Source organism: Streptomyces sp. NPDC006711 (assembly GCF_042869775.1).
GTDB lineage: Bacteria > Actinomycetota > Actinomycetes > Streptomycetales > Streptomycetaceae > Streptomyces.
The window spans coordinates 60,307-86,509 of record NZ_JBIAGO010000024.1 but is presented as its reverse complement, the minus strand read 5'-3'; the positions used below and the strand labels follow the sequence as shown (position 1 = coordinate 86,509).

Sequence of the window (26,203 nt, the reverse complement as noted above, 5' to 3'; positions counted from 1 at the left end):
GGGGGTCCCCCCTGGCCCTTAAGGCCTTGGGGGAGATTGAGGACGAGCGCCCTTCAGGCGCGAACGGGGTCTGGGGCGGAGCCCCAGGGAGCTCGGCTGCGGGTGGTGGTCGCTTCTCGCGCAGTTCCCCGCGCCCCTGGCAGGGTGCGTGCTGGCCCGGCCCGGCACCTCAGCCTGTCCGGCGATTGAGGACGAGGCCGTTCAGGCCGATCGGGGTCTGGGGCGGAGCCCCAGGGGCCCCGGCTGCGGACCGTGCGTGGCTGGGCGCGCGGTTCCCCGCGCCCCCGGCGGGGTCTGTGCTGGCCCGTATCGGCACCCTCAGCCCGTCCGGCGTTTGAGGACGAGCCCCGGGGCCTCGGCTGCGGGCCGTGCGTGGCTGGGCGCGCAGTTCCCCGCGCCCCTGACTACTCGGCGCCGGCCCGGACCGGACAACTTCAACCTGTCCGGCGACTGAGGACCACGGGTGATACCGGGTCAGTGCAGGGGGAGGGCCGCCAGTTTGGCGATTGTCGCGGTCACCGGGGTGAAGACGGCCAGCAGGGCCAGGGTGCGCAGGGCCGCCGCGCCCCGCAGCGTGGCGGCGGGGGCGCCGAGGGAGAGCAGGGCCGCCGTGGTGTGGGCCCGGGCATGGCGGGACTCCAGGGTCGCGGTCAGCAGCGTCGCCACCGTACAGCTCATGACGAGCCCCGCACCGAGCCCCGTGAGCGGACCGGAAGGATGCGGCCCGGGCCGGCCCCCGTACAGGGCCGCCGCCGCGATCACCGCCGACGCCACCGCGCACACCACCCCCAGGGGCCGCCCGATGCGCCGGGCCTCGGCCATCAGGACCCGGCCCGCGAGCAGGCGCGCGGCGCCCGGGCGGCCCAGTTGCAGCAGCCGTCCGCTGAAGTGTGCGAGCGCGGGGCCCGCGAGCGCCAGGCCGAGCGCGGTCAGCGCCCACCCGCCGAGGAGCCCCGCCGGGCTGCCCTCGGGGTGGCCCGGCATCGGAAAGGACGAGCCCGGGGCGCCCCGGCTCGCGTACGTCTCCACCGCGAGGCCCGCCGTGATGAGCACGCACCCCCACGGCAGCCCGTTCGGCGCGGGCGCCGGCTCCTCGGGGTGCACCGGGTCGCTGCGCTCGCCAGGTCGCGTCGCCGAGCGCGGGCGCAGCGCGAGACCGGCCGCGACCGACGCCGTCACCGGCAGCACGGCCAGCAGGGTCAGGGCGGCCGCCACCGGCATCGGCTGGTCCGCGGCGAGCAGACCGGCCGCGGCGCCGTCGAAGGGGAGCCCGGTGATGTCGCCGCGCAGATGCAGATAGACCAGGAGCGCCACCGCCGAGCCCAGCGTGCAGGTGACCGCCGTGGAGGCGGCGGCGATCACCGCGAGACGGGCGGGACCCAGGCCCACGGCGGACAGGCCAGGACGCGGCCGGGTGCTCGGATCGGTGCGGGCCACCGCGACCGCGAAGTGCGCCGTGGCCGCGACCGGGACCGCGCACCACAGCAGCCGCAGCACGGACGCGCCGGGGTGGCCGACGGCGTGGCCGAGCGTGCACAGCAGCAGGAAACCGACCCCGGCGGACGCCGCGGACACCAGCAGGCGGCGCAGCAGGACCAGCGGATGGGTGCCGCGGGCTAGACGGAGAGCGAGCACGCGGCGATACCCTCCGTATCCGAACCATCCGTGGTGACACGGGAGTTGACCCGACGGCCGTCAATGAGGACCACGGTGCGGTCGGCCAGCTCGGCCACATCCGTGTCATGGGTCGCGATCAGCGTGGTGATGCGGTGCGAGCGGACCGCGGTGAGCAGGGTGCGCAGCACCTGCGCCCCGTCGGCGCGGTGCAGGGTCGCGGTGGGCTCGTCGGCGAAGAGCACGGTGGGCCCGGTGACCAGGGCGCGCGCGATCGCCACGCGCTGGCGCTCGGCCTGGAGCAGGGCGTGCGGCCGGCGCTTGGCGCAGGTGTCGACGTCAAGGCGTTCCAGCCATTCGAGGGCCGCCTTCTTCGCGTCGCGGTGCGGGGCGCCGCGCAGGAGCAGCGGCAGGGCGGCGTTCTCCCAGGCGCTGAGTTCGGGGACCAGGGTCGGCTCGGGGTCGATCCAGGCGAACCGGTCGCGGCGCAGCCGTTCCCGGCTCACCGCGCCCAGCGTGTGGACGGGCACGCTGTCGAACCACACCTCGCCCTCGTCCGGCACCAAGGTGCCCGACAGGCAGCGCAGCAGGGTCGTCTTGCCGCAGCCGCGCGGGCCGCCCACGGCAAGGATCTCGCCCTCGCGCACCCCCACGCCCACCCCGGTCAGGGCGGGCGAGCCGCTGTGGGAATGGTGCAGGGAACGTGCCCACAGCACGTCGTTGTCCGGCGGAGCCACCATGGTGCACACCTCGGTTCAGATCAGATTTCCTGTTCCCGCTCCCCGTACGGGGGAACGAAGGCAGGGCCGATCGGTCACTGGGCACGCTAGGCAGTGGGGTGTGGCTGTCCCAACAGCACGCGGCCCGGCCGCCCCCATCTCACTCGGATGGGCGCGGCCGGGCCGTGGGCGGGACGCTCAGAGCTTGGTCCAGGCCTCCGTCAGGACCTGGCGCAGGACGCCCTCGATCTCGTCGAAGGTCGACTGGTCGGAGATCAGCGGCGGGGCGAGCTGGACGACCGGGTCGCCGCGGTCGTCCGCCCGGCAGTACAGGCCGTTGTCGTACAGCGCCTTGGAGAGGAACCCGTACAGGACGCGCTCGGTCTCCTCGTCGTTGAAGCTCTCCTTGGTGACCTTGTCCTTCACCAGCTCGATGCCGTAGAAGAAGCCGTTGCCGCGGACGTCACCGACGATCGGCAGGTCGTGCAGCTTCTTGAGGGTGTCGAAGAAGGCGCCCTCGTTGTCCAGCACGTGCTGGTTGAGGCCTTCCTTCTCGAAGATGTCGAGGTTGGCCAGGCCCACCGCGGCGGAGACCGGGTGGCCGCCGAAGGTGTAGCCGTGCAGGAAGGTGTTGTCACCCTTGTAGAACGGCTCGGCGAGCTTGTCGGAGATGATGCAGGCGCCGATCGGGGAGTAGCCCGAGGTCATGCCCTTGGCGCAGGTGATCATGTCCGGCACGTAGCCGAACTTGTCGCAGGCGAACATCGTGCCGAGCCGGCCGAAGGCGCAGATGACCTCGTCGGAGACGAGCAGCACGTCGTACTTGTCGCAGATCTCGCGCACGCGCTGGAAGTACCCGGGCGGCGGCGGGAAGCAGCCGCCCGCGTTCTGCACCGGCTCAAGGAAGACGGCGGCCACCGTCTCGGGGCCCTCGAACAGGATCTCCTGCTCGATCTGGTCGGCGGCCCAGCGGCCGAAGGCGACCGGGTCGTCGGCGTGTATGGAGGCGCGGTAGATGTTGGTGTTGGGCACCTTGTGCGCGCCGGGGACCAGCGGCTCGAAGGGCGCCTTCAGGGCGGGCAGACCCGTGATGGACAGGGCGCCCTGCGGGGTGCCGTGGTAGGCGACCGCACGCGAGATGACCTTGTACTTGGTGTGGTTGCCGGTGAGCTTGTGATACTGCTTCGCCAGCTTCCACGCGGTCTCGACGGCCTCGCCGCCACCGGTGGTGAAGAAGACCTTGTTGAGGTCGCCCGGCGCGTAGTTCGCCAGACGCTCCGCGAGCTCGACGGCCTTGGGGTGGGCGTAGGACCACACCGGGAAGAAGGCCAGTTCCTGCGCCTGCTTGTAGGCGGTCTCGGCGAGCTCGTGACGGCCGTGTCCTGCGTTGACGACGAACAGGCCCGAGAGGCCGTCCAGGTACTTCTTGCCCTTGTCGTCGTAGATGTAGGTGCCCTCGCCACGGACGATGGTGGGGACGGGGGCGTTCTCGTACGACGACATGCGGGTGAAGTGCATCCACAGGTGGTCGTAGGCGGTCTGGCTGAGGTCCTTGCTCACGGCTATCGGGTTCCCCACATATAGGTCTGCTTCTTCAGCTTGAGGTAAACGAAGCTCTCGGTGGAGCGCACGCCGGGGAGGGCGCGGATCCTCTTGTTGATCACTTCGAGCAGGTGGTCGTCGTCCTCGCAGACGACCTCCACCATGAGGTCGAAGGAGCCCGCGGTCATCACCACGTACTCGCATTCGGCCATGGCCGTCAGCGCCTCCGCCACCGGGTCGAGGTCGCCCTCGACGCGGATGCCGACCATCGCCTGGCGCCTGAATCCCACGGTGAGCGGGTCGGTGACGGCGACGATCTGCATCACGCCCTGGTCGAGCAGCTTCTGGACGCGCTGACGCACGGCCGCCTCGGACAGGCCGACGGCCTTGCCGATCGCGGCGTACGGGCGGCGCCCGTCCTCCTGAAGCTGCTCGATGATCGCCAGGGAGACGGCGTCGATCGTCGTCCCGTGGGAGCGCCGGGCGGCGTCCGTCTGCGGGGCGGTGGTCGGGAGCCGGGAGGGTGATCCGTTCCCGTTCCTGGGGTCTGTGCTTCGGCTGGCCACGGAGCCACTGTGCACCCGACCCGGCCCGTCCCGCAACCCCAAAGCGATGAAATTCGTTGTCCTGTGACCTTCCAGGAACTGAATCCGAAGTTCAGGGGCGTCGGGTCTGTCGAAAGCGTCGCTCCACCGACTAGGGTGGGCTGTCTCATCCATCGGACATCGGACCGGGAGGCCAGCGAAGTGACCACCGAACTGCGTCGTTTGCGCAATTACATCGACGGGGAGTTCCGCGATGCTGCCGACGGACGGACCATCGAGGTGGTCAACCCGGCCACGGGCCAGGCGTACGCGACCTCGCCGCTCTCCGGCCAGCAGGACGTGGACGCCGCCATGGCGGCCGCGGCCAAGGCGTTCCCCGCCTGGCGCGACAGCACCCCGGCCGAGCGCCAGCGCGTGCTGCTGAAGATCGCGGACGCCTTCGAGGAGCGCGCCGAGGAGCTGATCGCCGCCGAGTCGGAGAACACCGGCAAGCCGATCGAGCTCACCCGCACCGAAGAGATCCCGCCGATGGTGGACCAGATCCGCTTCTTCGCGGGCGCGGCCCGGCTCCTTGAGGGCCGCAGCGCCGGCGAGTACATGGAGGGTCTGACCTCGATCGTGCGCCGCGAGCCGGTCGGCGTCTGCGCGCAGGTCGCCCCGTGGAACTACCCGATGATGATGGCCGTGTGGAAGTTCGCCCCGGCCCTCGCCGCGGGCAACACGGTCGTCCTCAAGCCCTCGGACACCACCCCCGCCTCGACCGTCCTGATCGCCGAGATCATCGGCGCGATCGTCCCCAAGGGCGTCTTCAACGTCGTGTGCGGCGACCGTGACACGGGCCGCGCGATGGTCGAGCACAGGACCCCGGCGATGGCCTCCATCACCGGTTCGGTGCGGGCCGGCATGCAGGTCGCCGAGTCCGCCTCCAAGGACGTCAAGCGCGTCCACCTGGAGCTGGGCGGCAAGGCCCCGGTCGTCGTCTTCGAGGACGCCGACATCGCCAAGGCCGTCGAGGACATCGCGGTCGCCGGCTACTTCAACGCCGGCCAGGACTGCACCGCCGCCACCCGCGTGCTGGTGCACGAGTCCATCCACGACGAGTTCGTGACCGCGCTGGCCAAGGCCGCCGCCGACACCAAGACCGGACAGCCCGACGACGCGGACGTGCTGTACGGGCCGCTGAACAACGCCAACCAGCTCAAGCAGGTCACCGGCTTCATCGAGCGCCTGCCCGCGCACGCCAAGGTGGAGGCGGGCGGCCACCGCGTCGGCGAGCAGGGCTACTTCTACGCCCCGACCGTCGTCTCGGGCCTCAAGCAGGACGACGAGATCATCCAGAACGAGGTGTTCGGGCCGGTCATCACCGTCCAGTCCTTCACCGACGAGGCCCAGGCCCTGGAGTACGCCAACGGCGTCGAGTACGCGCTGGCCTCCTCGGTGTGGACCAAGGACCACGCGCGCGCCATGCGGATGTCCAAGAACCTCGACTTCGGCTGTGTGTGGATCAACACCCACATCCCGCTGGTCGCCGAGATGCCGCACGGCGGCTTCAAGAAGTCCGGCTACGGCAAGGACCTCTCCGCGTACGGCTTCGAGGACTACACGCGCATCAAGCACGTGATGACGTCGATCGAGGGCTGAACCGGCTGATCGTGATCCGGGCCTGAACGGCCGCGAGGGGCGGGGGAGTTGATCCCCCGCCCCTTCTCGCTGCCACCGGGCCTCGCCCGGGGTCGGCCCGCAGGGCCCGACAGGGTGTCCGGCCTGGGGGCGAGGGCTGTACGCAGCGTCCATTGAACGCGCTCGGCGGGCCGGGCATCCTGCGGGAATGCCACCGACCGCGCCCCGCGCCAGCAGCCCCTTTGCCCGCCGCAGCCTCCTGCGCGCCCTCGGCGGCGGCGCCGCGCTGGCCGCCCTCGCCGGCTGCGGGGTCCCCGCGGCGTACGTCGAGCCGGGCGAGCGGACCGGCCGCGACCATTCGGCGGCCGACAAGTCCCTGACGTTCGCCAACTGGCCGCTCTACATCGACGTCGACGACAAGGATGCCTCCAGGCGCCCCACCCTCGAGGCGTTCACCAAAAGCACCGGGATCTCCGTCACGTACACCGAGGAGATCAACGACAACGACGAGTTCTTCGGCAAGATCAGCCCCGCGCTGATGAACCATCAGGAGACCGGCCGCGACCTCATGGTCATCAGCGACTGGATGGCCGCCCGGTTCGTGCGGCTGGGCTGGGTGCAGGAGATGGACCGCGCCAAGCAGCCCAACGTCGCCCGCCACCTCGACCCCCAGCTGCGGACCCCCGCCTTCGACAACGGTCGTCTGCACAGCGTCCCGTGGCAGTCCGGGATCACCGGCATCGCGTACAACAGGAAGAAGCTGGGCCGCGAGCTCAAGCGCGTGAGCGACCTGTGGGACCCGCGCCTGGCCGGCAAGGTGACGCTCTTCTCCGGCCTGGACGAATCCTTCGCCCTCCTCATGCAGGGCAACGGCGTCGACATCACGCGGTGGACGGCGGAAGACTTCCACCGCATGTGCGACGAGGTCGACAAGCAGGTCGCCAACAAGCAGATCCGGCGCTTCACCGGCAACGACTACACCAGCGACCTCAACAAGGGCGACGTGCTGGCCTGCCAGGCCTACAGCGGCGACGTCTTCCAGCTCCAGGCCGACAACCCCGACATCGAGTTCGTGGTGCCCGAGGAGGGCGCGGAGCTGTGGGCGGAGTCGATGATGATCCCCAACCTGGCCCGCCACAAGGCGAACGCGGAGGCCCTGGTCGACTACTACTACGACCCCGAGGTCGCCGCCGAACTGGCCGCCTCGGTCAACTACGTCTGCCCCGTCCCCGCCGCCCGGGACGTCCTGGCCTCCTCGAAGAACAAGGACGAGGCCGAACTGGCCGAAAACCCCCTGATCTTCCCGGACACCACGATGCGCGAACGCCTCGCGATAGCCCGCGACATCACGTCCGAGGAACGGGCGGAGTTCGCCAAGCGGTGGAACGCGATCGTGGGGTTGTAGGCGCGTCGCCGACGGGTCGGGCTCCCGGCCCCGCGCGGACGCGCGTCGCCGCTACCGCTTCGTCAGGACCGCGCGCAGGGCATCCACCCGGTTGGTGGTGATCGAGTCCACGCCGTGCTGGATGAGGCGGCGTTGGGTGCGTCGGGTGTCGGCGGTCCAGGCCGAGACGAGCAGGCCGTCCCGGTGGGCCCGCTCCACCAGGTCGTGGCCGATCAGTGCGAAGCGGAAGTTGAGCCAGCGCGGGCGCACCGCGTCGATCAGGGCGGGGCGCGGTGGCGCGGGTCTCGTCCAGGTCAGGGCGATCTCGGCGCCCGGGTCCGCGGCGCGGACGGCCAGCATCGCGACCGGGCCCGCGCAGTAGTACACCCGCTCGCCCGCCCCGCACTCGCGCACCGTGCCCACCACCTCGCGCACGGACTTCTCGGTGGCGCCGGGCAGATCGATCATCACGCGGTGTGCGCCGACCGCGAGCAACGCCTGGCGCAGGGTCGGGATCCCGCCGCCGGTCGCTTCCCGCACCTCCTCGTACGACAGGGCGCTCAGCGGGCGTTCGACCTGCCACAGCCGCTTCAGCGTGTCGTCGTGCAGCAGCACGGGCACGCCGTCCCGGGTCGTGCGGACGTCGATCTCCACCGCGTCCGCGCCCCGTTCGAGGGCCGAGGCGATGGAGGGAAGGGTGTTCTCGCGGACCCGGTAGGGATCGCCCCGGTGGGCCACGACTGTCACGGTGCGTGCTGTGGGGCTCATGGGATCCATGGGGTCCATGGGGTCATTGTGCTGAGCGGTGCGGGGTGTGGCCAGCAGGCGCCCGGGCGGGCCGCTGGGCGACCTCGGCGGCAGGTGTTTGCGACCCGGCCGGTGCGCGTCCGGTTGGGGCCGGTGCCCGGACCCGGCCGGCGCCCGCCCGGACTCGCGGTACGGGGCCGGCCGCCCGGGGTCAGCGGGTGAGCCATCCTTGCGTGTACGTGTCGATCTCCTCGGCCAGCTTCGCCTTGCCCGCCGGGTCGAGGAACGACGCCTCCACGGCGTTCTTGGCGAGGCCGGCGAGACCCCTCTCGTCCAGGTCCAACAGGCGCGCGGCGACCGCGTACTCGTTGTTGAGGTCGCTGCCGAACATCGGCGGGTCGTCGCTGTTGATGGTCACCAGGACGCCGGCCGCCACCATCTCCTTGACCGGGTGCTGATTCAGGTCCGCCACGACCCGCGTCGCGAGGTTGGAGGTCGGGCAGACCTCCAGGGCGATCCGGTGGTCGGCCAGATGCCTCAGGAGCGCCGGGTCCTGCGTGGCACTGGTGCCGTGGCCGATCCGCTCGGCGCGCAGCTCGGTCAGCGCGTCCCAGATCGACTGCGGCCCGGTGGACTCGCCCGAGTGCGGCACCGAGTGCAGACCGGCGGCGATGGCCCGGTCGAAGTACGGCTTGAACTGCGGGCGCGGTACGCCGATTTCGGGGCCGCCCAGACCGAAGGAGACCAGGCCCTCGGGGCGGACGGAGTCCTCCGTGGCGAGCCGCGCCGTCTCGGCGGCGGCTTCGAGGCCCGCCTCGCCGGGAATGTCGAAGCACCAGCGCAGCACCGTGCCGAACTCGGCCTCGGCGGCCTTGCGGGCGTCCTCGATCGCCTCCATGAACGCCCGCTCGTCGATGCCCCGCCGGGTGGAGGAGAACGGCGTGATGGTCAGCTCGGCGTAGCGGATGTTCTGCCGGGCCATGTCGCGCGCCACCTCATAGGTGAGAAGGCGCACATCCTCGGGGGTGCGGATCAGGTCGACGACCGACAGGTAGACCTCGATGAAGTGCGCGAAGTCCGTGAAGGTGAAGTAGTCGGCCAGCGCCTCGGGGTCGGTGGGGACCTTCGAGTCGGCGTGGCGGGCCGCGAGTTCGGCCACGATGCGGGGGGACGCCGAGCCGACGTGGTGCACGTGCAGTTCGGCCTTGGGCAGCCCCGCGATGAAGGGGTGCAGGTCGGTCATGGGGTCCTCCAGGGTCTGCCGCGAGGGGCCTCGCGCGGTCGGCGTCGCGACGGCTTCGCCGGTCGGGGATCATGGTAGGCCGGGCGGATCGGCCCCCGACCCGGGCCGTAGCATGACGGAATCACGATGGGGGAGGCCCATGTCAGAGAACAACCAGCCGCCGCCGGGGGGCCAGGAGCCGCGCGATCCCTGGGCGCCGCCGGAGCACAAGGTCCCGCTGGACAAGCCGCCGGTGCACGATCAGCGGACCCTCGCCTCGATGCCCGCCCCGCCCGCCGACGGCCAGAGCGACGGCCCCGGCGCTGCTCCCGCGTCGTTCCCGGGCGCGCCCGGACAGCAGGCACCCGGACAGCAGGCGCCGGGACAGCAGGCACCGGGACAGCAGACGCCCGGACAGCAGGCACCCACACCCGGCTTCGGCGCCCCGACGCCGCCGCCCGCCCCCAGCCATGCGCCCTCCGGCAGCTACGGCTACCCCGCCTACCCGCAGCAGGCGGGACCGGACGGCGGCTACCCGGGCTACCCCGGTCAGCAGCCGGGATACGACGCCGGCTACCCGGGATACCCGGGCCAGCCGGGATACGGCTACGGGGGCTGGACCGGCATGGCCGCCCCGCAGAATGGATTCGGCACCGCCGCCATGGTGCTCGGCATCATCGCCTGCGCCGCCATGCTCTGCACCTGGGGCATCGCCGGCATCGTGCTCGGTGTGCTGGCCCTGATCTTCGGCCTGCTCGGCAAGGGCAGGGCCGCCCGTGGTGAGGCGAACAACCGGGGGCAGGCCATCGCGGGCGTGGTCCTCGGCATCGTCGGCATCGTGGTCGGGATCGTGATTCTGATCCTGATGGTGGTGGTCTTGACCCATCAGCCCACGCACCACGACGGCGTCTATGACGACGACTACTGGAACAGCTTCCTGTCCGTGGCCTTCTCGGCCCGCTGACCAAGGCCTGGTCCGTGCGGCTCGCCCCGGCCTTCGGCCCCGGTGAGCACCACGGCCCGGGCCCTGGCGGCCAGCCCCGCCACCGAGGCCCGCGCGCGCCCCGCCACCGAGGCTCGCGCGCGCCCCGACGGCTCGGGTCCCCGACCGCCCTCAGCGCAGGCGCTCGCGGGCCTCGGTCAGGGCGAAGCCCAGGAGGTTCAGGCCGCGCCAGAGCCTGGGGTCCCGCGCACCCGGCGCGTCCGCCGGCAGGCCGATGCCCCAGACGCGGTCCAGGGGGCTCGCCTCCACCAGCACCCGGGCGCCGGTGCTGAGCAGGTAGGACCGCAGCGCCTCGTCCTGGCCGAACTTGTGCAGGCAGCCCGCCAGAACCGTCCCGTACCGCTCCCGGCGCCACACCGCCTCGTCGAAGCCGCGCACCAGGCGCCCGGCCTTCTTCGCGAGCGCGGGGTTCGCCGCCGTGAGCGCCGCGCGCTCCCCTTCGGCGTCCTTGAAGATCCGTGCCTTCGACGCCATCATCCAGTGCTCCGCCGTCGCGTACTCGATCCCGTCGACCACGAAGCGTGAGGGCCACCACTGGCTGAAGCAGCTCGGCCCCAACGATCCGTCGCGCCTCGGCGCATGACCCCAGAAGTACAGAAACGTGATCCGCTCACCGTTGGTGAACCGCTCGGTCAGGGCGTCGAGCGGCGCGCGGTCCCCCGTGATCTGCTCCATGCACGCGAGTCTGGCACGCGCCACTGACAACCCGTCGTGCCCATACCGCCCCGACCCGACACTTGGTCGACAGATTCCGTCGCGTAACCAAAAGGCAACAACGGAATCACTTGTTGGCCAGATGTCGCTCTGCCAGGATCGTCACTCAAATCGAGCTGAAGCTACGAAGAACGTGGGCGACATGGACACCGACAACGGCAACGGCAACCGCTTCCCGGCCAACGACCGCTTCGCGGCCGGCGCCCAGTACATCGCGGGACGGCTGCGCCCGGGCGCCTCGGGGCGGCGGCACGAGGTCATCGACCCGGCGACCGGGCACCCGGTGTACTCCTACGAGCTCGCGGGCCCCGCCGATGTCGACGCGGCGGTGGCCGCCGCCAAGGAGGCCTTCCCCGGCTGGTCGGTCACTTCCCCCGGCGAGCGCTCCGCCGCCCTGCACCGCCTCGCGGGCGTCCTCGCCGAACGGGCCGAGGAGTTCGCGCGGGCGGAGTCCTCGCAGTGCGGCAAGCCCCTCAAGCTGACCCGGGAGTTCGACGTCCCCGGCACGATCGACAACGCGGCCTTCTTCGCGGGCGCCGCCCGGCACCTGGAGGGCCGGTCAGCCGGTGAGTACTCCGGCGACCACACCTCCTACGTACGCCGGGAGCCCATCGGTGTCGTGGGGTCCATCGCGCCGTGGAACTACCCGCTCCAGATGGCCGCCTGGAAGATCCTCCCGGCGATCGCCGCGGGCAACACCATCGTCCTCAAGCCCGCCGAGATCACCCCGCTGACCTCGCTCCTGTTCGCCGAGGCCGCCACGGAGGCCGGGATCCCGGACGGAGTGGTCAACATCGTCACGGGCGCGGGAGCGGACGCGGGCGAACACCTCGTCGGGCACCCGGACGTCGTGATGACCTCCTTCACCGGCTCCACCGGCGTCGGCAAACGCGTCGCGGAGATCGCCACGCGCACCGTCAAGCGCATCCACCTCGAACTCGGCGGCAAGGCCCCGTTCGTGGTGTTCGACGACGCCGACCTCGAAGCCGCCACGCACGGCGCGGTCGCGGCCTCGCTCATCAACTCGGGCCAGGACTGCACCGCCGCCACCCGCGCCTACGTCCAGCGCCCCCTGTACGAGGCCTTCGTCGAGCAGGTCGCGGCGCTGATGGAGACCGTGCGCGTCGGTGACCCCTTCCGCGCGGACACCGACCTCGGCCCGCTGATCTCCCACGCCCACCGCGACCGCGTCGCCGCCTTCGTCGAGCGCGCCCGTGGCTACGCCCGGATCGTGACCGGCGGCGAGGTCCCCAAGGGCGACGGCGCCTACTACCCGCCCACCCTGGTCGCCGACGCCGCCCAGGACAGCGAGATCGTCCAGGCGGAGATCTTCGGCCCGGTCCTGGTCGTGCTGCCCTTCGACACCGACGACGAGGGCATCGCCCTGGCCAACGACACCCCCTACGGCCTCGCCGCTTCCGCCTGGAGCCGCGACGTCTACCGCACGGGCCGGGCCACCCGCGAGATCAAGGCGGGCTGCGTGTGGATCAACGACCACATTCCGATCATCAGCGAGATGCCCCACGGCGGCTACAAGGCCAGTGGCTTCGGAAAGGACATGTCGGCGTATTCCTTCGAGGAGTACACGCAGGTCAAGCACGTGATGTACGACAACACAGCGGTCGCGGCGAAGGACTGGCACCGCACGATCTTCGGGGACCGATAGCCGAGGCCCGACCAGGCCACCGAACCCACCCGAAAGGGCACACAGCGTATGGAGCAGTACGAGTCCGGCCTCCCCCACGCCCTCGATCCCGGTCGAGCGGGGAGCGCCCCCTTCGGCGCGGCCCAACTGGCCGCCGTCCGGCGCAGCCTAACCGATGGCCGGGGCGCCCTGACCCGCCGTTCGCTGCTGCGCGCCTCGGGCGCCGGCGCGCTCGCCGTCGGCGGCCTCGCCACGCTCAGCGCCTGCGGCATCCCGGCCGCCACGAAGGAGAACGGCACCGGACCGTCCAACGCGGACCACTCCGCGAAGGAGAAGGAGGTCAACTTCTCCAACTGGACGCAGTACATGGACATCAGCGACGACAAGAAGCACCATCCGACGCTGGACGAGTTCACCCGCCGCACCGGCATCCAGGTCAAGTACACCGAGGACATCAACGACAACGTCGAGTTCTTCGGCAAGATCAAGCCCCAGCTCGCCGGCGGCCAGGACACCGGCCGCGACCTCATCGTGCTCACCGACTGGCTGGCCGCCCGGCTCATCCGGCTCGGCTGGGCGCAGGAGCTGAACCCCGCGCACCTGCCGCACGCCTACGCCAACCTGGCGCCCCAGTTCCGGATGCCCGACTGGGACCCGGGCCGCGCCTACTCCTACCCCTGGACCGGCATCCCGACCGTCATCGCGTACAACAGCAGGGCGACCGACGGCAAGAAGGTCGACTCGATCACCCAGCTCCTGGACGACCCCAGCCTCAAGGGCCGGGTCGGCTTCCTCTCCGAGATGCGCGACACCATCGGGATGACCCTGCTCGACCTCGGCAAGGACCCGGCGAACTTCACCGACGCCGACTTCGACGCGGCGATCGGACGGCTCCAAAAGGGCGTCGACACCAAGCAGATCCGCCGCTTCACCGGCAACGACTACACCGGCGACCTGGTCAAGGGCGACCTCGCGGCCTGTGTGGCCTGGGGCGGCGACGTGACCCAGCTGCGCGCCGACAACCCGGACATCAAGTACGCCGTCCCGGCGGCCGGTTACATGACGTCCACCGACAACCTGCTCGTCCCGGCGAAGGCCCGGCACCAGAGCAACGCCGAGAAACTGATCGACTACTACTACGAGCTCCCGGTGGCCGCCAAGCTCGCCGCGTTCATCAACTACCAGTGCCCGGTCGACGGGGTCCGCGACGATCTCGCCCGGATCGACCCGGAGCTCGCGGCGAACGAACTGATCCTGCCGGACAAGGCGATGGCCGCGAAGTCCCACTCCTTCCGCTCGCTCAGCGAGGCCGAGGAGACGGCGTACGAGCAGAAGTTCTCCCGGCTCATCGGAGCGTGAGCGCTCCGCTGGGTGTGTCCGATTTCGGGTGCGGGTCCGCTGTGGCTGGTCGCGCAGTTCCCCGCGCCCCTGGAGGCGGCACCCGGCTCGGCCCCCTTGGCTCCGCCCCCCATTCCTCTCGACTCTCCCCTGGGACCCCACCCATGACAGACAGCACCGCCGGCGGCGACGTTCGCCTCACCGGGATCAGTAAGACGTACGGCTCCTTCACCGCCGTCCATCCGCTCGAACTGACCGTCCCGCAGGGCTCGTTCTTCGCGCTGCTCGGCGCGTCCGGCTGCGGCAAGACCACCACGCTCCGCATGATCGCGGGGCTTGAGGAGCCGAGCACCGGCACGGTCTTCCTCGGCGACAAGGACGTCACCGACCTGCCGCCCTACAAGCGGCCGGTGAACACCGTCTTCCAGTCCTACGCCCTCTTCCCGCACCTGAACGTCACCGAGAACATCGCCTTCGGGCTGCGCCGGCGCGGCATCAAGTCGGTGAAGAAGCAGGTCGACGACATGCTGGAGCTCGTGCAGCTCGGCGACTTCGCCCAGCGCAAGCCGCATCAGCTCTCCGGCGGCCAGCAGCAGCGCGTGGCCGTCGCCCGCGCGCTCATCAACCACCCGCAGGTGCTGCTCCTGGATGAGCCGCTTGGCGCCCTCGACCTGAAGCTGCGCCGCCAGATGCAGCTGGAGCTCAAGCGCATCCAGACCGAGGTCGGCATCACCTTCGTGCACGTCACCCACGACCAGGAGGAGGCCATGACGATGGCCGACACGGTCGCGGTGATGAACGGCGGACGCGTCGAACAGCTCGGCGCGCCCGCGGAGTTGTACGAGAACCCGAAGACCACGTTCGTCGCCAACTTCCTCGGCACCTCCAACCTCATCGAGGCAGAGATCGCGCGCAAGAGCGGTCAGGACGTGGTGGTCACGGTCGGCGGCGCCGAGCTGAGGCTGCCCCAGGAGCGATGTCCGGGCCCCGTCACCAGTGGCGGCAAGATCCTCGTCGGAGTGCGCCCCGAGAAGATCTCGCTCGCCCACCGCGACGACGAGGGCGCCGTCGCCGAGGGACGCAACCGCGTCACCGGCCGCGTCGTGGACTCGTCCTTCATCGGCGTCTCCACCCAGTACCTGGTCGACTCGCCGGCCGGCAAGGGCCTCGCGGTGTACGAGCAGAACGTCGACCGGCGCACGGGGCTCGGGCCGGGCGCCGAGGTCGTCCTGCACTGGAACCCGGCGCACACCTTCGGCCTCGACGCCGCCCAGGCGATCGACGCCGGCGTGGAGAAGGTCGAGGACGCCGCGTGAGCGCCGTCGTCGAGGCGCCCGCCGAACTGCCCGCGCGCAAGGCCTCCACCCGCAAACGGCTCGTGCCGTACTGGCTGCTGCTGCCGGGCATCCTGTGGCTGATCGTGTTCTTCGCGCTGCCGATGGTGTACCAGGCGTCGACCTCCGTGCAGACCGGGTCACTTGAGAAGGGCTTCCAGGTCACCTGGCACTTCCAGACGTACTGGGACGCCTTCAAGGAGTACTACCCGCAGTTCGTGCGCTCCCTGCTCTACGCGGGAACGGCGACGCTCCTGTGCCTGCTGCTCGGCTATCCGCTGGCGTATCTGATCGCCTTCAAGGCGGGCCGCTACCGCAATCTGGTGCTCGTCCTGGTCATCGCGCCGTTCTTCACCAGTTTCCTGATCCGTACCCTGGCGTGGAAGACGATCCTGGCCGACGGCGGGCCCGTGGTGCACGCGCTCTCCACGCTGCACGTCCTCGACGTCACCAGCTGGCTGGGCTGGACCGAGGGGCACCGCGTCCTCGCCACCCCGATGGCCGTGGTGTGCGGACTCACCTACAACTTCCTGCCGTTCATGATCCTGCCGCTCTACACCTCCCTGGAACGGATCGACTCCCGGCTGCACGAGGCGGCCGGTGACCTCTACGCGACGCCGGCCACCACCTTCCGCAAGGTGACCTTCCCGCTGTCGATGCCCGGCGTCGTCTCCGGCACGCTGCTCACCTTCATCCCGGCCAGCGGCGACTACGTCAACGCCGAACTGCTCGGCTCCACCGACCAGAAGATGGTCGGCAACGTCATCCAGTCGCAGTTCCTGCGGGTCCTGGACTATCCGACGGCCGCCGCGCTCTCCTTCATCCTGATGGCGATCGTGCTGGTCATGGTCACCGTCTACATCCGCCGCTCCGGGACGGAGGACCTGGTCTGATGCGTCACCTGCCCGTCATCACATGGCTGCGCCGCAACCTCGTGGTCATCGCGGGGCTCGCGACCCTCGCGTATCTGATCCTGCCCAACGTCGTCGTGATGGTGTTCTCGTTCAACAAGCCGAACGGGCGCTTCAACTACTCCTGGACGCGGTTCTCCACCGACGCCTGGAACGACCCGTGCGGGGTCGCCGACATGTGCGGCTCGCTCTCGCTGTCGCTCCAGATCGCCCTGTGGGCCACGATCGGCTCGACCGTGCTCGGCACGATGATCGCCTTCGCGCTCGTGCGCTACCGGTTCCGGGCGCGCGGCGCGATCAACTCGCTGATCTTCCTGCCGATGGCGATGCCCGAGGTCGTGATGGCCGCGTCCCTGCTCACGCTCTTCCTCAACATGGGGGCGCGGCTCGGCTTCTGGACGATCCTCATCGCCCACATCATGTTCTGCCTCAGCTTCGTCGTCACCGCCGTCAAGGCCCGCGTGATGTCCATGGACCCGAGGCTCGAAGAGGCCGCGCGCGATCTCTACGCGGGTCCGGTCCAGACGTTCGTACGGGTGACGCTGCCGATCGCGTCGCCCGGCATCGCGGCGGGCGCGCTGCTCGCCTTCGCGCTCTCCTTCGACGACTTCATCATCACCAATTTCAACGCGGGCTCCACCGTCACCTTCCCCATGTTCGTGTGGGGCTCCGCGCAGCGCGGCACACCCGTGCAGATCAACGTCATCGGGACGGCCATGTTCATCATCGCCGTCGTGGTGGTCACCGCCGGACAATTCATTGCGAACCGGCGCAAGAACAGCGCGAAAGCGTAACCGTACGCAGTTCTGAGGGAGTTGGAAATCATGGCCGTGACCCGAGCCATGGACAGTGCGGCACGACAATCCCTGGCGGGCGCCAAGCCCGTCCCCTTCTGGCTGGAGGACCCCGGCCGCCCCGAGGCCCTGCCCGCCCTCACCGGCGACGAGAAATGCGATCTCCTCGTCGTCGGGGGCGGCTACAGCGGCCTGTGGACCGCGCTCATCGCCAAGGAGCGCGACCCCGGCCGTGACGTCGTCCTCATCGAGGGCAAGGAGATCGGCTGGGCCGCCTCCGGCCGCAACGGCGGCTTCTGCGCCGCCTCCCTCACCCACGGCCTGGGCAACGGCCTGGCCCGCTGGCCGGGCGAACTGGCCAGGCTCGAAGAGCTGGGCGCGGCCAACCTCGACGCCATCGGCGCGGCCGTGGCCCGCTACGGCATCGACTGCGACTACGAGCGGACCGGCGAGATCGACGTCGCCACCGAGCCCCACCAGCTCCAAGAGCTGCGCGAGATGTACGAGGAGGCGACCGAACTCGGCTTCGGCGGCCTCACGTTCCTCGACGAGGACCAAGTGCGCGCCGAGGTCGACTCGCCCACCTTCCTCGGCGGGCTCTGGGACCGCGAGGGGGTGGCGATGCTGCACCCGGCCAAGCTCGCCTGGGGCCTCAAGCGCGCCTGCCTCGATCTCGGCGTACGCGTCCACGAGCACACCCCGGGCCTCTCGCTGGCCCGGGTCGGCGCCGGCATGGGGGTCCGCACTCCGTACGGCAAGGTCCGCGCCGAGCATGTGGCGCTCGGCACCAATGTGTTCCCCTCCCTGGTCAAGCGGCTGCGTCCGTACACGGTCCCGGTGTACGACTACGCCCTGATGACCGAGCCGCTGACCGCGGACCAGCTCGACTCCATCGGCTGGCGGCGCCGCCAGGGGCTCGGGGACGCGGCCAACCAGTTCCACTACTTCCGCCTGTCCGCCGACAACCGCGTCCTGTGGGGCGGTTATGACGCCATCTACCAGTACGGCAAGAAGGTGCGCAGCGAGTACGACGACCGGCCCGAGACCTACGCCAAACTCGCCGAGCAGTTCTTCCACTGCTTCCCGCAGCTCGCCGGGGTGCGCTTCAGCCACGCCTGGGGCGGCGCGATCGACACCTGCTCGCGCTTCTCGGCGTTCTTCGGCACGGCCCACGGCGGCCGGGTCGCCTACGCCGCCGGATACACCGGGCTCGGCGTCGGCGCGACCCGCTTCGGCGCGGAGGTGATGCTCGATCTCCTGTCGGGTGAGCCCACCGAGCGCACGGAGCTGGAGATGGTGCGCACCAAGCCCCTGCCTTTCCCGCCGGAGCCGGTCGCCTGGGCGGGCATCGGCATCACGAAATGGTCCCTGGCCCGCGCCGACGAGAACGGCGGCCGCCGCAACCTGTGGCTGAGGGCGATGGACCGGGTGGGGCTCGGCTTCGACAGCTGAGTTCGGTCGACCCGGTGACATGGGTCATCGTGCGCCCCCAGTCACGCCGGGGGCGCACTCCTTTGGATCTTGTGTGACCCGGTTCACCACCGACAGGTGGCCCAAGTGGCGTCATCGCCCGGGCCGAAGCCGCTCTCCCTCGTGGACGCAACCTCTGCGCCCGGTGGAACGGCCTCGGAACGGAGATGCGGCGATGACTGCCTCGGGGGCAAGGAGCGCGGTGGAATGGCTGGCGTCGGTGGCACCCGATCCCGACGCCTGCCGGTGGGAGTGGGAGCGCAACCCCCTGGGGGTCGCGCTCCTTCCGGCGGGCCGGAGCTGGGACGTACTGATCCTGCCGGGCGGGCTCGGGCGCGGCGCGCTCGATGTGCTGGGCCGGCTCACGGACCGGCCGGGGCCCGTGCTCGCCGACCTCGGGGACCTGCGCATGGGCTTCTTCGTGCCGCCGGGCACGGCCGCGCGCTGGCTCGGCACGGGGGTGCGCGGGGCGGGCGGCGGCAGCTGGGTCGTGGTCCCGCACCCGGGCCGGGTGGCAGGCGGGGTGCGCTGGGTGGTGGCGCCCGACGGCTCGGGCACCCTGACCGATCCCGCCGTCCTGGAGCTGGCGATGCACGAGGCCGCCGCCCATATCGCACGCGACGGCGAAGACCGGGCCAAGAAGGGCAGGCGGGGCAGGCAGAGCAACCAGGGCAACCGGGGCAAGCGGGACGGCGGGGACTGAGTCGGGGCCGGCCGGGACGGTTCGCTGCCGGAAGCCTTGACAAGCCGATTGGTCTGGACCATGTTGTGCGCACTTCCTGTCTCAATCCCCCCTTGCCCGGAGGCAGTTGTGGACCGCACCAGACATCAGGCCGCACGGTCGTCGCTGCTCGCCGCCCTGACGGCGGCGGCCCTCGCCGCGGCCGGGCTCGTCGCCGCCGCGCCGTCCGCGCGCGCCGCCGACGCCGACCTCCTGCGCAACGGCGGCTTCGAATCGGGACTCGACGGCTGGAGCTGCACCTCGGGCAGCGGCGCCGTGGTGACCTCGCCCGTGCACGGCGGCACCCACGCCCTGAGAGCCACCCCGGCCGGCAGTGACAACGCCCAGTGCGCCCAGAGCGTGGCCGTACAGCCCAACTCCTCGTACACGCTGAGCAGTTGGGTGCAGGGCAGTTACGTCTACCTCGGCGCGTCGGGCACCGGCACCACCGACGTCTCGACCTGGACCCAGTCGGCGTCCACCTGGCAGCAGCTGACGACGACGTTCAAGACGGGCCCGAGCACCACCTCGGTGACCGTCTACACGCACGGCTGGTACGGGACGCCCGCCTACAGCGCCGACGACGTGAGCCTGATCGGCCCCGGCGGCGCGCCCGTGGGGATACCGGCCGCGCCCACCGGTCTCGCCGCGTCGGGCGCCACTTCCTCCAGCATCAACCTGAGCTGGTCCCCGTCGACCGGCGCCACCGGGTACACCGTCTACCGCGACGGCGTCAAAGTGGCCTCGGTGAGCGGGAGTTCGGCCACCGTGACGGGGCTCGCCGCCTCGACCTCGTACAGCTTCCAGGTCACCGCGACCAACAGCGCGGGGGAGTCCCCGAAGTCGGCCGCGCTCAGTGCGAGCACCAGCAGTGGGGGCACCAATCCGCCGCCGTCCGGGCACGCGCTGGTCGGCTATCTGCACGCCTCGTTCGCCAACGGCGCCGGCTACACGCGCATGGCGGACGTCCCCGACGACTGGAACATCATCGACCTGGCGTTCGGCGAGCCGACCTCACCGACCTCGGGCGACATCCGCTTCAACCCGTGCCCGGCCACGGAGTGCCCCACCGTCGAGTCGCTTGCCGACTTCAAGGCGGCCATCAAGGCCAAGCAGGCCGCCGGCAAGAAGGTGCTGATCTCCATCGGCGGCCAGAACGGGCAGGTCCAGCTGACCACGGCCGCCGCCCGCGACACCTTCGTCTCGTCCGTCTCGAAGATCATCGACGACTACGGCCTCGACGGTCTCGACATCGACTTCGAGGGCCACTCGCTCTCTCTGAACACCGGAGACACCGACTTCAGAAGCCCCACGACTCCCGTCGTCGTCAACCTCATCGACGCCCTGAAGACACTGAAGGCCAAGTACGGCTCGACGTTCGTCCTGAGCATGGCCCCGGAGACGTTCTTCGTGCAGATGGGCTACCAGTACTACGGCTCGGGGCCCTGGGGCGGCCAGGACCCGCGCTGCGGCGCCTACCTGCCGGTGATCTACGCGCTGCGCGACGCGCTCACCCTGCTGCACGTCCAGGACTACAACTCGGGCTCGATCATGGGTCTCGACAACCAGTACCACTCGATGGGCGGCTCGGACTTCCACATCGCCATGACCGACATGCTGCTCACCGGCTTCCCGGTGGCGGGCGACACCACCAGGATGTTCCCCGCGCTCAGGCCCGACCAGGTCGCCATCGGCCTGCCGGCCTCGACCCAGGCGGGCAACGGCTGGACCAGCCCCGCCGAGGTCACCAAGACCCTGGACTGCCTGACGAAGAAGGCCAACTGCGGCGCGTACCAGACCCACGGCAGCTGGCCGGGGCTGCGCGGCCTGATGACCTGGTCCATCAACTGGGACCGGTTCAACGGGGCCGAGTTCTCCAGGAACTACGACGCATACCCGTGGAGCTGACCACCAGGAGCGCCCCGCACAGGCAGACACTGGCGAGCACGTCGAGCGGCCAGTGGTAGCCGTGCAGGACGAGACCGGTGCCCGTCGCCGCGGTGAGCGTCCCCGCGGCGGCGGGCATCAACCACGCCCGGCGTACGCACGGGGCGAGCAGCAGGGCCGCTCCGCCGTAGGCCACCATCGCGGTCGCGGTGTGGCCCGAGGGGTAGTAGCCGGTGGCCGGGTCGAAGGGGCCAGGACGCGCGATCCACTCCTTCAGCGGCACCACGAGCAGGGGCACGAGCGCCATCGTCACGGCGGCGATCAGAGCCCGGCGGCGCAGGCCGCGCCAGAGGGCGTACGCGATCGCGCAGGCGAGGACCGGCAGGGCGACGGGCATGCTGCCGAGGTCGGAGAGGCCTTCGGCGAGCCAGGACGGGCCGTGGCCGGCGAGGGCGGGCTCGACGCGCTCGTCGAGACGGCGCAAAGGGCCGCCCGAGGCGACCTGCCAGGTGATGACCGCGAACACGCAGAGCAGCGTGGCGAAGAGGAAAGCCGGCCGCCCCGGAACAGGGGGGGAGGTTCCGGGGCGGCCGCCGCGACCGGCGAACCGCTCGCCCCGGGGGGTGTGGGGCGGTCGGTCATCCGATCGGTGAGGAGTTCCGGAGCCAGAGGCTCCAGGGGTGTGCGCGAGGGCACGGCCAGGGCAAGGCTGGGGATGCTGCGCCCTGGGATCGCCCGCAGTCCCCTGCGGGCGGGGTGTTTCTCTCATCTGCGCAAACCGTACGGCAGGCGGAGGGGGGTCCGACAGCCGCAACGCCATCCCGCCATGGGCCCCCCACACCTTCTTCACAGGCGGTCTTCGCCGCTCTGCCCGGGCGCTCAGACGCCCGCGAACGCCTGCTCGATGATGTCCAGGCCCTCGGTGAGCAGGTCCTCGCCGATGACCAGCGGGGGCAGGAAGCGGAGCACGTTCCCATAGGTGCCACAGGTCAGGACCAGCAGGCCCTCGGCGTGGCAGGCCTTGGCGAGCGCGCCGGCGGCCTCCGGGTTCGGGGTCTTGGAGGCGCGGTCCTTGACCAGCTCGATGGCGATCATGGCGCCGCGGCCACGGATGTCGCCGATGATGTCGAACTTCTCGGCCATGGTGGCCAGCCGGGCCTTCATGACCTCCTCGATGCGCTTGGCCCTGCCGTTGAGGTCGAGCTCCCGCATCGTCTCGATCGCGCCGAGGGCGGCGGCACAGGCCACCGGGTTGCCGCCGTAGGTGCCGCCGAGGCCGCCCGCGTGCGCGGCGTCCATGATCTCGGCGCGGCCCGTCACGGCGGCCAGCGGCAGACCGCCCGCGATGCCCTTGGCGGTGGTGATCAGGTCGGGGACGATGCCCTCGTCCTCACAGGCGAACCACTGGCCGGTACGGCAGAAGCCGGACTGGATCTCGTCGGCGACGAACACGATGCCGTTGTCCTTGGCGAACTGGCTGATCGCGGGCAGGAAGCCCTTGGCCGGCTCGATGAAGCCGCCCTCGCCGAGGACCGGCTCGATGATGATCGCGGCGACGTTGTCCGCGCCGATCTGCTTGTTGATCATGTCGATGGCCTGCGCGGACGCCTCGGCGCCGGCGTTCTCCTGGCCGGTGGGCCAGCGGTAGCCGTAGGCCACCGGCACCCGGTAGACCTCGGGCGCGAACGGGCCGAAGCCGTTCTTGTACGGCATGTTCTTGGCGGTGAGCGCCATCGTCAGGTTGGTGCGGCCGTGGTAGCCGTGGTCGAAGACGACGACGGCCTGGCGCTTGGTGTACGCACGGGCGATCTTGACGGCGTTCTCGACGGCCTCGGCGCCCGAGTTGAACAGCGCGGACTTCTTGGCGTGGTCGCCCGGGGTCAGCTCGGCCAGCTGCTCGGCGACGGCGACGTAGCCCTCGTACGGCGTGACCATGAAGCAGGTGTGGGTGAAGTCGGCGAGCTGCGCGGTCGCGCGGCGCACCACGGCCTCGGCGGAGGCGCCCACCGAGGTCACCGCGATGCCGGAACCGAAGTCGATCAGGCGGTTGCCGTCGACGTCCTCGATGATGCCGCCGCCGGCGCGCGCGGTGAAGACGGGCAGCGTGGAGCCCACACCGGCGGCGACGGCCGCGAGACGGCGGGCCTGAAGCTCCTGCGACTTCGGGCCGGGGATGGCGGTGACGACGCGGCGCTCCTGCGGGACGGCGCTCATGACGGGCTCCTGGAGATGCTGGGGGGTGTGGACGGCTTTTTCGGCTATGAGGGCAGGCTAGGGCGGACCGGGGGAGCCCGGCATGCGCCGTTCGGTAGTGGTGGGGGTGCGCCCCTTGTCCTCGGCGGACAGTTGCCCGGGGCGGGCGCGCGGTGCGCGGCAGCGGTGAACCCCAGCGCGCTGCCACTAGATTGAGCGTTCGCACCGCTCGGAACGGACCTGGCTGGTCAGGGGGCAAGGGGTCGATGGACACCGAAGGCACGTACGATGCACGCGGCACCCGTTCGGGTTCGGTCCCGCGCCCCTCGGGGCCGCCTCCGCGCCCCGCGCTGCCGCCCCGGCCCGTCGAGGCGCCGACGGCCGGGCCCTCGCTCGGCGACTGGCTGCGCACGCCGCGCGCGGCCGCCGAGCCGGGCCTGTGGCGCCTGGGCCACACCCCACGACGGGACGCCGACCCCGACCGGGTGCCGGACCGGGCGCTGATCGGCGGGGCCGTCGTCGCGCTGCTCGCGGCCAGTCTGGTCTGGTCGCTGTGGCGCAACGGCTACGTCCCGCACAGCCGCGTCCTGCTCGAACTCGTCACCCCGCAGGACTGGTGGGGCCTGCGGCGCCCCCCGGCGGCCACCACCGCGCTCGCCGTCTACAACAGCCTGGTGGCGGCCCTCGTGCTCTACACCGCCGGGCGCCTGGGCAACTGGCGCGAGGTGTTCCGGCGGTACGCCGTCGACCATCCCCAGCCCTCCCGGGCGGTCCGCACCGCGCTGGCCGGGGCCGTCCTGGTGTGGTGCTTCGTCCAGGCCGACACCCTGCGGGACTACGCCCCCACGGCCGCGACCGTGCAGGCGGACGCGGCGCCGCCGCGCCCCCTGCTGCCCTTCGGCGACCTGGCGCTCGCGCTGATGCCGCACGCCTGGCTGTACAACGGCACCGGCGAGGACGTGGCCGACCACCTGCGCGCCTTCGCGACCTGGTACCACCTGGTGGGCGCCGCCGTGATCCTGTGGCTGACCGCGCGGGCCGGGGGATGGCTCACCGTGCTGCGCGACCCGCGGGCCGGCAAGGACGGCCGCGCCGCCGTGCCCAGCGGCCCCCGCGAGACCCCCGCAGACTGGCCCCAGCTGCGCGTCGCGGGCCTCGGGGGCGTCGCCGATCTGCTCGTGGCCGAGGAGCGGTCCGGGCGCATGAACGACGTCGACTGCGTACGCATCCGGCGGGCCTGGCGGGGCGTGCGCAGCGATCCCTCGCGGCTGCGCGCGTTCACGGACGCGGTCGCGGGCCAGGGCGCGCGGGCCTGCCCGCATCCCTCGGGCGACCGCGACCTGCCCGCCCGCGCGGCCACCCACGACCTGCTCACCTCGCAGGTGCGGATCGGCCGCTACCCCGACACCGAGCGCGTCCCGGCCACCCGCAGGGGCGCGGGCGCCGCCGTCGACCCCGCCGTGCTCGGCTCGTCGCTGCTCGCCATCGGGCCGTTCGGGTCGGGCAAGACCCGGCACCTGGTGCGGCCCGTCGTGGAGTCGCTCGCGCTCCAGGCGCTGGCCGGGAAGGCCGCCGTGGTCGCGGTGTGCGCGGCGGGCACCGAGCTCGGCGCCGACGACGGCTACGACGTGGTGATCAAGCCGGGCGATCCCGCGTCCGCCTACGACCTCGACCTGTACGGCGGCGCCACCGACCCCGACGAGGCCGCCGCCCTGCTCGCCGAGGCGTTCGCCGGAGACCTCGCCGAGGTCGACCCGCGCCGCGCCGCGACCGCCCTCGCCCAGCTGCTTGGCCCCTACCGCGCCGCCCACGGGCGCTTCCCCTCCGTGCCCGTCCTGCGGGAACTCCTCGACGGCTCACCGGGCGCCATCGGCGACCTCAAGGCGCGCCTCGACCCCGAGACCCACCGCGCCCAGCTGCGTGAACTGGACGTCCGCGAGCGGCAGTTGGGCAGCCAGGGCGATCCCGGGCTCGCCCTCGCCGCCCGGGTCGCCGTGCTGGACCGGCCCGCCTTCGAGGCGTTCTTCGACACCACGGGCGAGAGCCGGCCGTTCTCGCTGCGCGCCCTCGAACACCCGCTGCGGGTCCGGATCGACGTGCCCGAACGCGCCCACCCCGAGGCCGGACACCTGCTGACCCGGCTCGTCCTGGCCCAGTTCGCCGCGGGGGCGACGGCCCGCGCGGACCAGTCGCTCTTCGCCTTCCTCGCCGTGGACGACGCCACGCACGCCGTCACCGCCGCGTCCGTACGGGCCGTGCAGCGGCTGCGCAACCGCAACGCCGGGGTGCTGCTCACCCTGCGCGGCCTCGGCGACGTACCCGAGGCGCTGCACACCTCGCTGCTCGGTTCGTTCGGCTGCCACATCGCGTTCTCCGGCGTCACCACCTGGGACGGGCGGCTCTTCGCGCAGGCCTGGGGCACCGAGTGGGTGGAGACCACCGAGGTCGCCAAGCACACCGTCTTCGCCGACCAGCCGCTCACCCGGGCGATCCACGCGCTGCGCAAACTCGTCACCGGCAAGGCCGTCACCACCGACGCCGTGACCGTGCGCAAGATTGAGCGGGAGCGCTGGTCGGCCTCCGAACTGGCCCACCAGGTGCCCGCGGGGCACGCGGTGCTCTCCTTGACCACCGTCGAGGGCGAGCACGCGCCGCCGCTCCTGGTGGATCTGCGCGGATGAGGCCCGGGTGCGCCCCGGACCCGCCCCGTCCGGCCCCGCCCCGCGCCGGTCCCCGGATGGCCGGGGAACGCCGGGGAACCTGGCCGGGGTGGCAAAATGAAGATGCTCCGTTCATACGG

Annotated in this window: 21 protein-coding genes; 12 read left to right on the top strand and 9 right to left on the bottom strand. The window is 71.4% G+C overall.

The features are described from left to right. Positions 1-474: 474 nt before the first annotated feature. From ACFYM2_RS31745 to ACFYM2_RS31730, 4 genes are all read right to left on the bottom strand, one after another. Complete coding sequence (locus tag ACFYM2_RS31745) at positions 475-1,635, bottom strand: hypothetical protein (RefSeq protein ID WP_388840992.1); 1,161 nt, start codon at positions 1,633-1,635, stop codon at positions 475-477. Further along, positions 1,617-2,354 carry an ATP-binding cassette domain-containing protein gene (locus ACFYM2_RS31740; RefSeq protein WP_359000788.1) on the bottom strand — a complete coding sequence of 246 codons (738 nt, stop codon included), beginning with the start codon at positions 2,352-2,354 and terminating at the stop codon, positions 1,617-1,619. The genes ACFYM2_RS31745 and ACFYM2_RS31740 overlap by 19 nt, the downstream gene beginning before the upstream one ends. Positions 2,355-2,531: 177 nt before the next feature. Then, a complete protein-coding gene (locus ACFYM2_RS31735) occupies positions 2,532-3,911 on the bottom strand; it encodes an aspartate aminotransferase family protein (RefSeq protein WP_350232946.1) in 1,380 nt (459 codons plus the stop codon). Continuing rightward, the gene (locus ACFYM2_RS31730) at positions 3,896-4,441 is read right to left on the bottom strand and encodes an Lrp/AsnC family transcriptional regulator (protein WP_350232947.1); all 546 of its coding nucleotides are present in this window, start codon (positions 4,439-4,441) and stop codon (positions 3,896-3,898) included. Before ACFYM2_RS31730 ends, ACFYM2_RS31735 begins: the two co-directional genes overlap by 16 nt. Before the next feature lie 180 nt (positions 4,442-4,621). On the opposite strand from ACFYM2_RS31730, the gene ACFYM2_RS31725 reads away from it, so the two are divergent. Both ACFYM2_RS31725 and ACFYM2_RS31720 read left to right on the top strand, forming a co-directional pair. Beyond that, entirely contained in the window at positions 4,622-6,061 is a 1,440-nt protein-coding gene (locus ACFYM2_RS31725) for a gamma-aminobutyraldehyde dehydrogenase (RefSeq protein ID WP_359000784.1), read from the top strand. 187 nt (positions 6,062-6,248) lie between these two features. Further along, positions 6,249-7,445, top strand: coding sequence for a spermidine/putrescine ABC transporter substrate-binding protein (locus ACFYM2_RS31720; RefSeq protein WP_388840989.1), 1,197 nt, complete (start codon positions 6,249-6,251; stop codon positions 7,443-7,445). A 51-nt stretch (positions 7,446-7,496) separates the two neighbouring features. Here the strand turns inward: ACFYM2_RS31720 and ACFYM2_RS31715 are convergent, their stop codons facing one another. Continuing rightward, positions 7,497-8,210 carry a glycerophosphodiester phosphodiesterase gene (locus tag ACFYM2_RS31715; protein WP_388840986.1) on the bottom strand — a complete coding sequence of 238 codons (714 nt, stop codon included), beginning with the start codon at positions 8,208-8,210 and terminating at the stop codon, positions 7,497-7,499. Positions 8,211-8,382: 172 nt separating this feature from the next. After that, on the bottom strand, positions 8,383-9,414 hold the full coding sequence (locus tag ACFYM2_RS31710) for an adenosine deaminase (RefSeq protein ID WP_359000724.1): 1,032 nt from the start codon (positions 9,412-9,414) through the stop codon (positions 8,383-8,385). Between the two features lie 139 nt (positions 9,415-9,553). Between ACFYM2_RS31710 and ACFYM2_RS31705 the strand changes: the two genes are divergently transcribed. Continuing rightward, the gene (locus ACFYM2_RS31705) at positions 9,554-10,357 is read left to right on the top strand and encodes a hypothetical protein (protein WP_388840983.1); all 804 of its coding nucleotides are present in this window, start codon (positions 9,554-9,556) and stop codon (positions 10,355-10,357) included. 150 nt (positions 10,358-10,507) lie between these two features. Here the strand turns inward: ACFYM2_RS31705 and ACFYM2_RS31700 are convergent, their stop codons facing one another. Further along, a complete protein-coding gene (locus ACFYM2_RS31700; protein WP_388840980.1) occupies positions 10,508-11,071 on the bottom strand; it encodes an NADAR family protein in 564 nt (187 codons plus the stop codon). A 181-nt stretch (positions 11,072-11,252) separates the two neighbouring features. On the opposite strand from ACFYM2_RS31700, the gene ACFYM2_RS31695 reads away from it, so the two are divergent. The 8 genes from ACFYM2_RS31695 (at position 11,253) to ACFYM2_RS31660 (ending at position 21,231) form a co-directional block, all read left to right on the top strand. Further along, positions 11,253-12,776: a gamma-aminobutyraldehyde dehydrogenase gene (locus ACFYM2_RS31695; protein ID WP_388840977.1), complete on the top strand. Its 1,524-nt coding sequence runs from the start codon at positions 11,253-11,255 to the stop codon at positions 12,774-12,776. Between the two features lie 48 nt (positions 12,777-12,824). Further along, positions 12,825-14,114, top strand: coding sequence for a spermidine/putrescine ABC transporter substrate-binding protein (locus ACFYM2_RS31690; RefSeq protein ID WP_359000713.1), 1,290 nt, complete (start codon positions 12,825-12,827; stop codon positions 14,112-14,114). A 143-nt stretch (positions 14,115-14,257) separates the two neighbouring features. Beyond that, positions 14,258-15,409 (top strand): ABC transporter ATP-binding protein, encoded by a 1,152-nt coding sequence (locus ACFYM2_RS31685; RefSeq protein WP_359000710.1) that lies wholly within the window; start codon positions 14,258-14,260, stop codon positions 15,407-15,409. Further along, positions 15,406-16,320 (top strand): ABC transporter permease, encoded by a 915-nt coding sequence (locus tag ACFYM2_RS31680; protein WP_359000707.1) that lies wholly within the window; start codon positions 15,406-15,408, stop codon positions 16,318-16,320. Before ACFYM2_RS31685 ends, ACFYM2_RS31680 begins: the two co-directional genes overlap by 4 nt. An 8-nt stretch (positions 16,321-16,328) precedes the next feature. Beyond that, positions 16,329-17,132: an ABC transporter permease gene (locus ACFYM2_RS31675; protein WP_359000802.1), complete on the top strand. Its 804-nt coding sequence runs from the start codon at positions 16,329-16,331 to the stop codon at positions 17,130-17,132. A gap of 48 nt (positions 17,133-17,180) precedes the next feature. Continuing rightward, on the top strand, positions 17,181-18,584 hold the full coding sequence (locus ACFYM2_RS31670) for an NAD(P)/FAD-dependent oxidoreductase (protein WP_388840995.1): 1,404 nt from the start codon (positions 17,181-17,183) through the stop codon (positions 18,582-18,584). A gap of 193 nt (positions 18,585-18,777) precedes the next feature. After that, positions 18,778-19,305, top strand: coding sequence for a hypothetical protein (locus ACFYM2_RS31665; RefSeq protein ID WP_359000704.1), 528 nt, complete (start codon positions 18,778-18,780; stop codon positions 19,303-19,305). A 108-nt stretch (positions 19,306-19,413) separates the two neighbouring features. Continuing rightward, positions 19,414-21,231, top strand: coding sequence for a glycoside hydrolase family 18 protein (locus tag ACFYM2_RS31660; RefSeq protein ID WP_359000701.1), 1,818 nt, complete (start codon positions 19,414-19,416; stop codon positions 21,229-21,231). Here ACFYM2_RS31660 and ACFYM2_RS31655 read toward each other — a convergent pair. Together ACFYM2_RS31655 and gabT are read right to left on the bottom strand one after the other, a co-directional pair. Continuing rightward, complete coding sequence (locus ACFYM2_RS31655; protein ID WP_359000698.1) at positions 21,182-21,979, bottom strand: phosphatase PAP2 family protein; 798 nt, start codon at positions 21,977-21,979, stop codon at positions 21,182-21,184. The genes ACFYM2_RS31660 and ACFYM2_RS31655 overlap by 50 nt on opposite strands. A 110-nt stretch (positions 21,980-22,089) precedes the next feature. Further along, on the bottom strand, positions 22,090-23,424 hold the full coding sequence (gene gabT, locus ACFYM2_RS31650) for a 4-aminobutyrate--2-oxoglutarate transaminase (RefSeq protein WP_359000695.1): 1,335 nt from the start codon (positions 23,422-23,424) through the stop codon (positions 22,090-22,092). 245 nt (positions 23,425-23,669) lie between these two features. On the opposite strand from gabT, the gene ACFYM2_RS31645 reads away from it, so the two are divergent. Further along, entirely contained in the window at positions 23,670-26,084 is a 2,415-nt protein-coding gene (locus ACFYM2_RS31645; RefSeq protein WP_388840972.1) for an ATP/GTP-binding protein, read from the top strand. Positions 26,085-26,203: the final 119 nt, after the last annotated feature.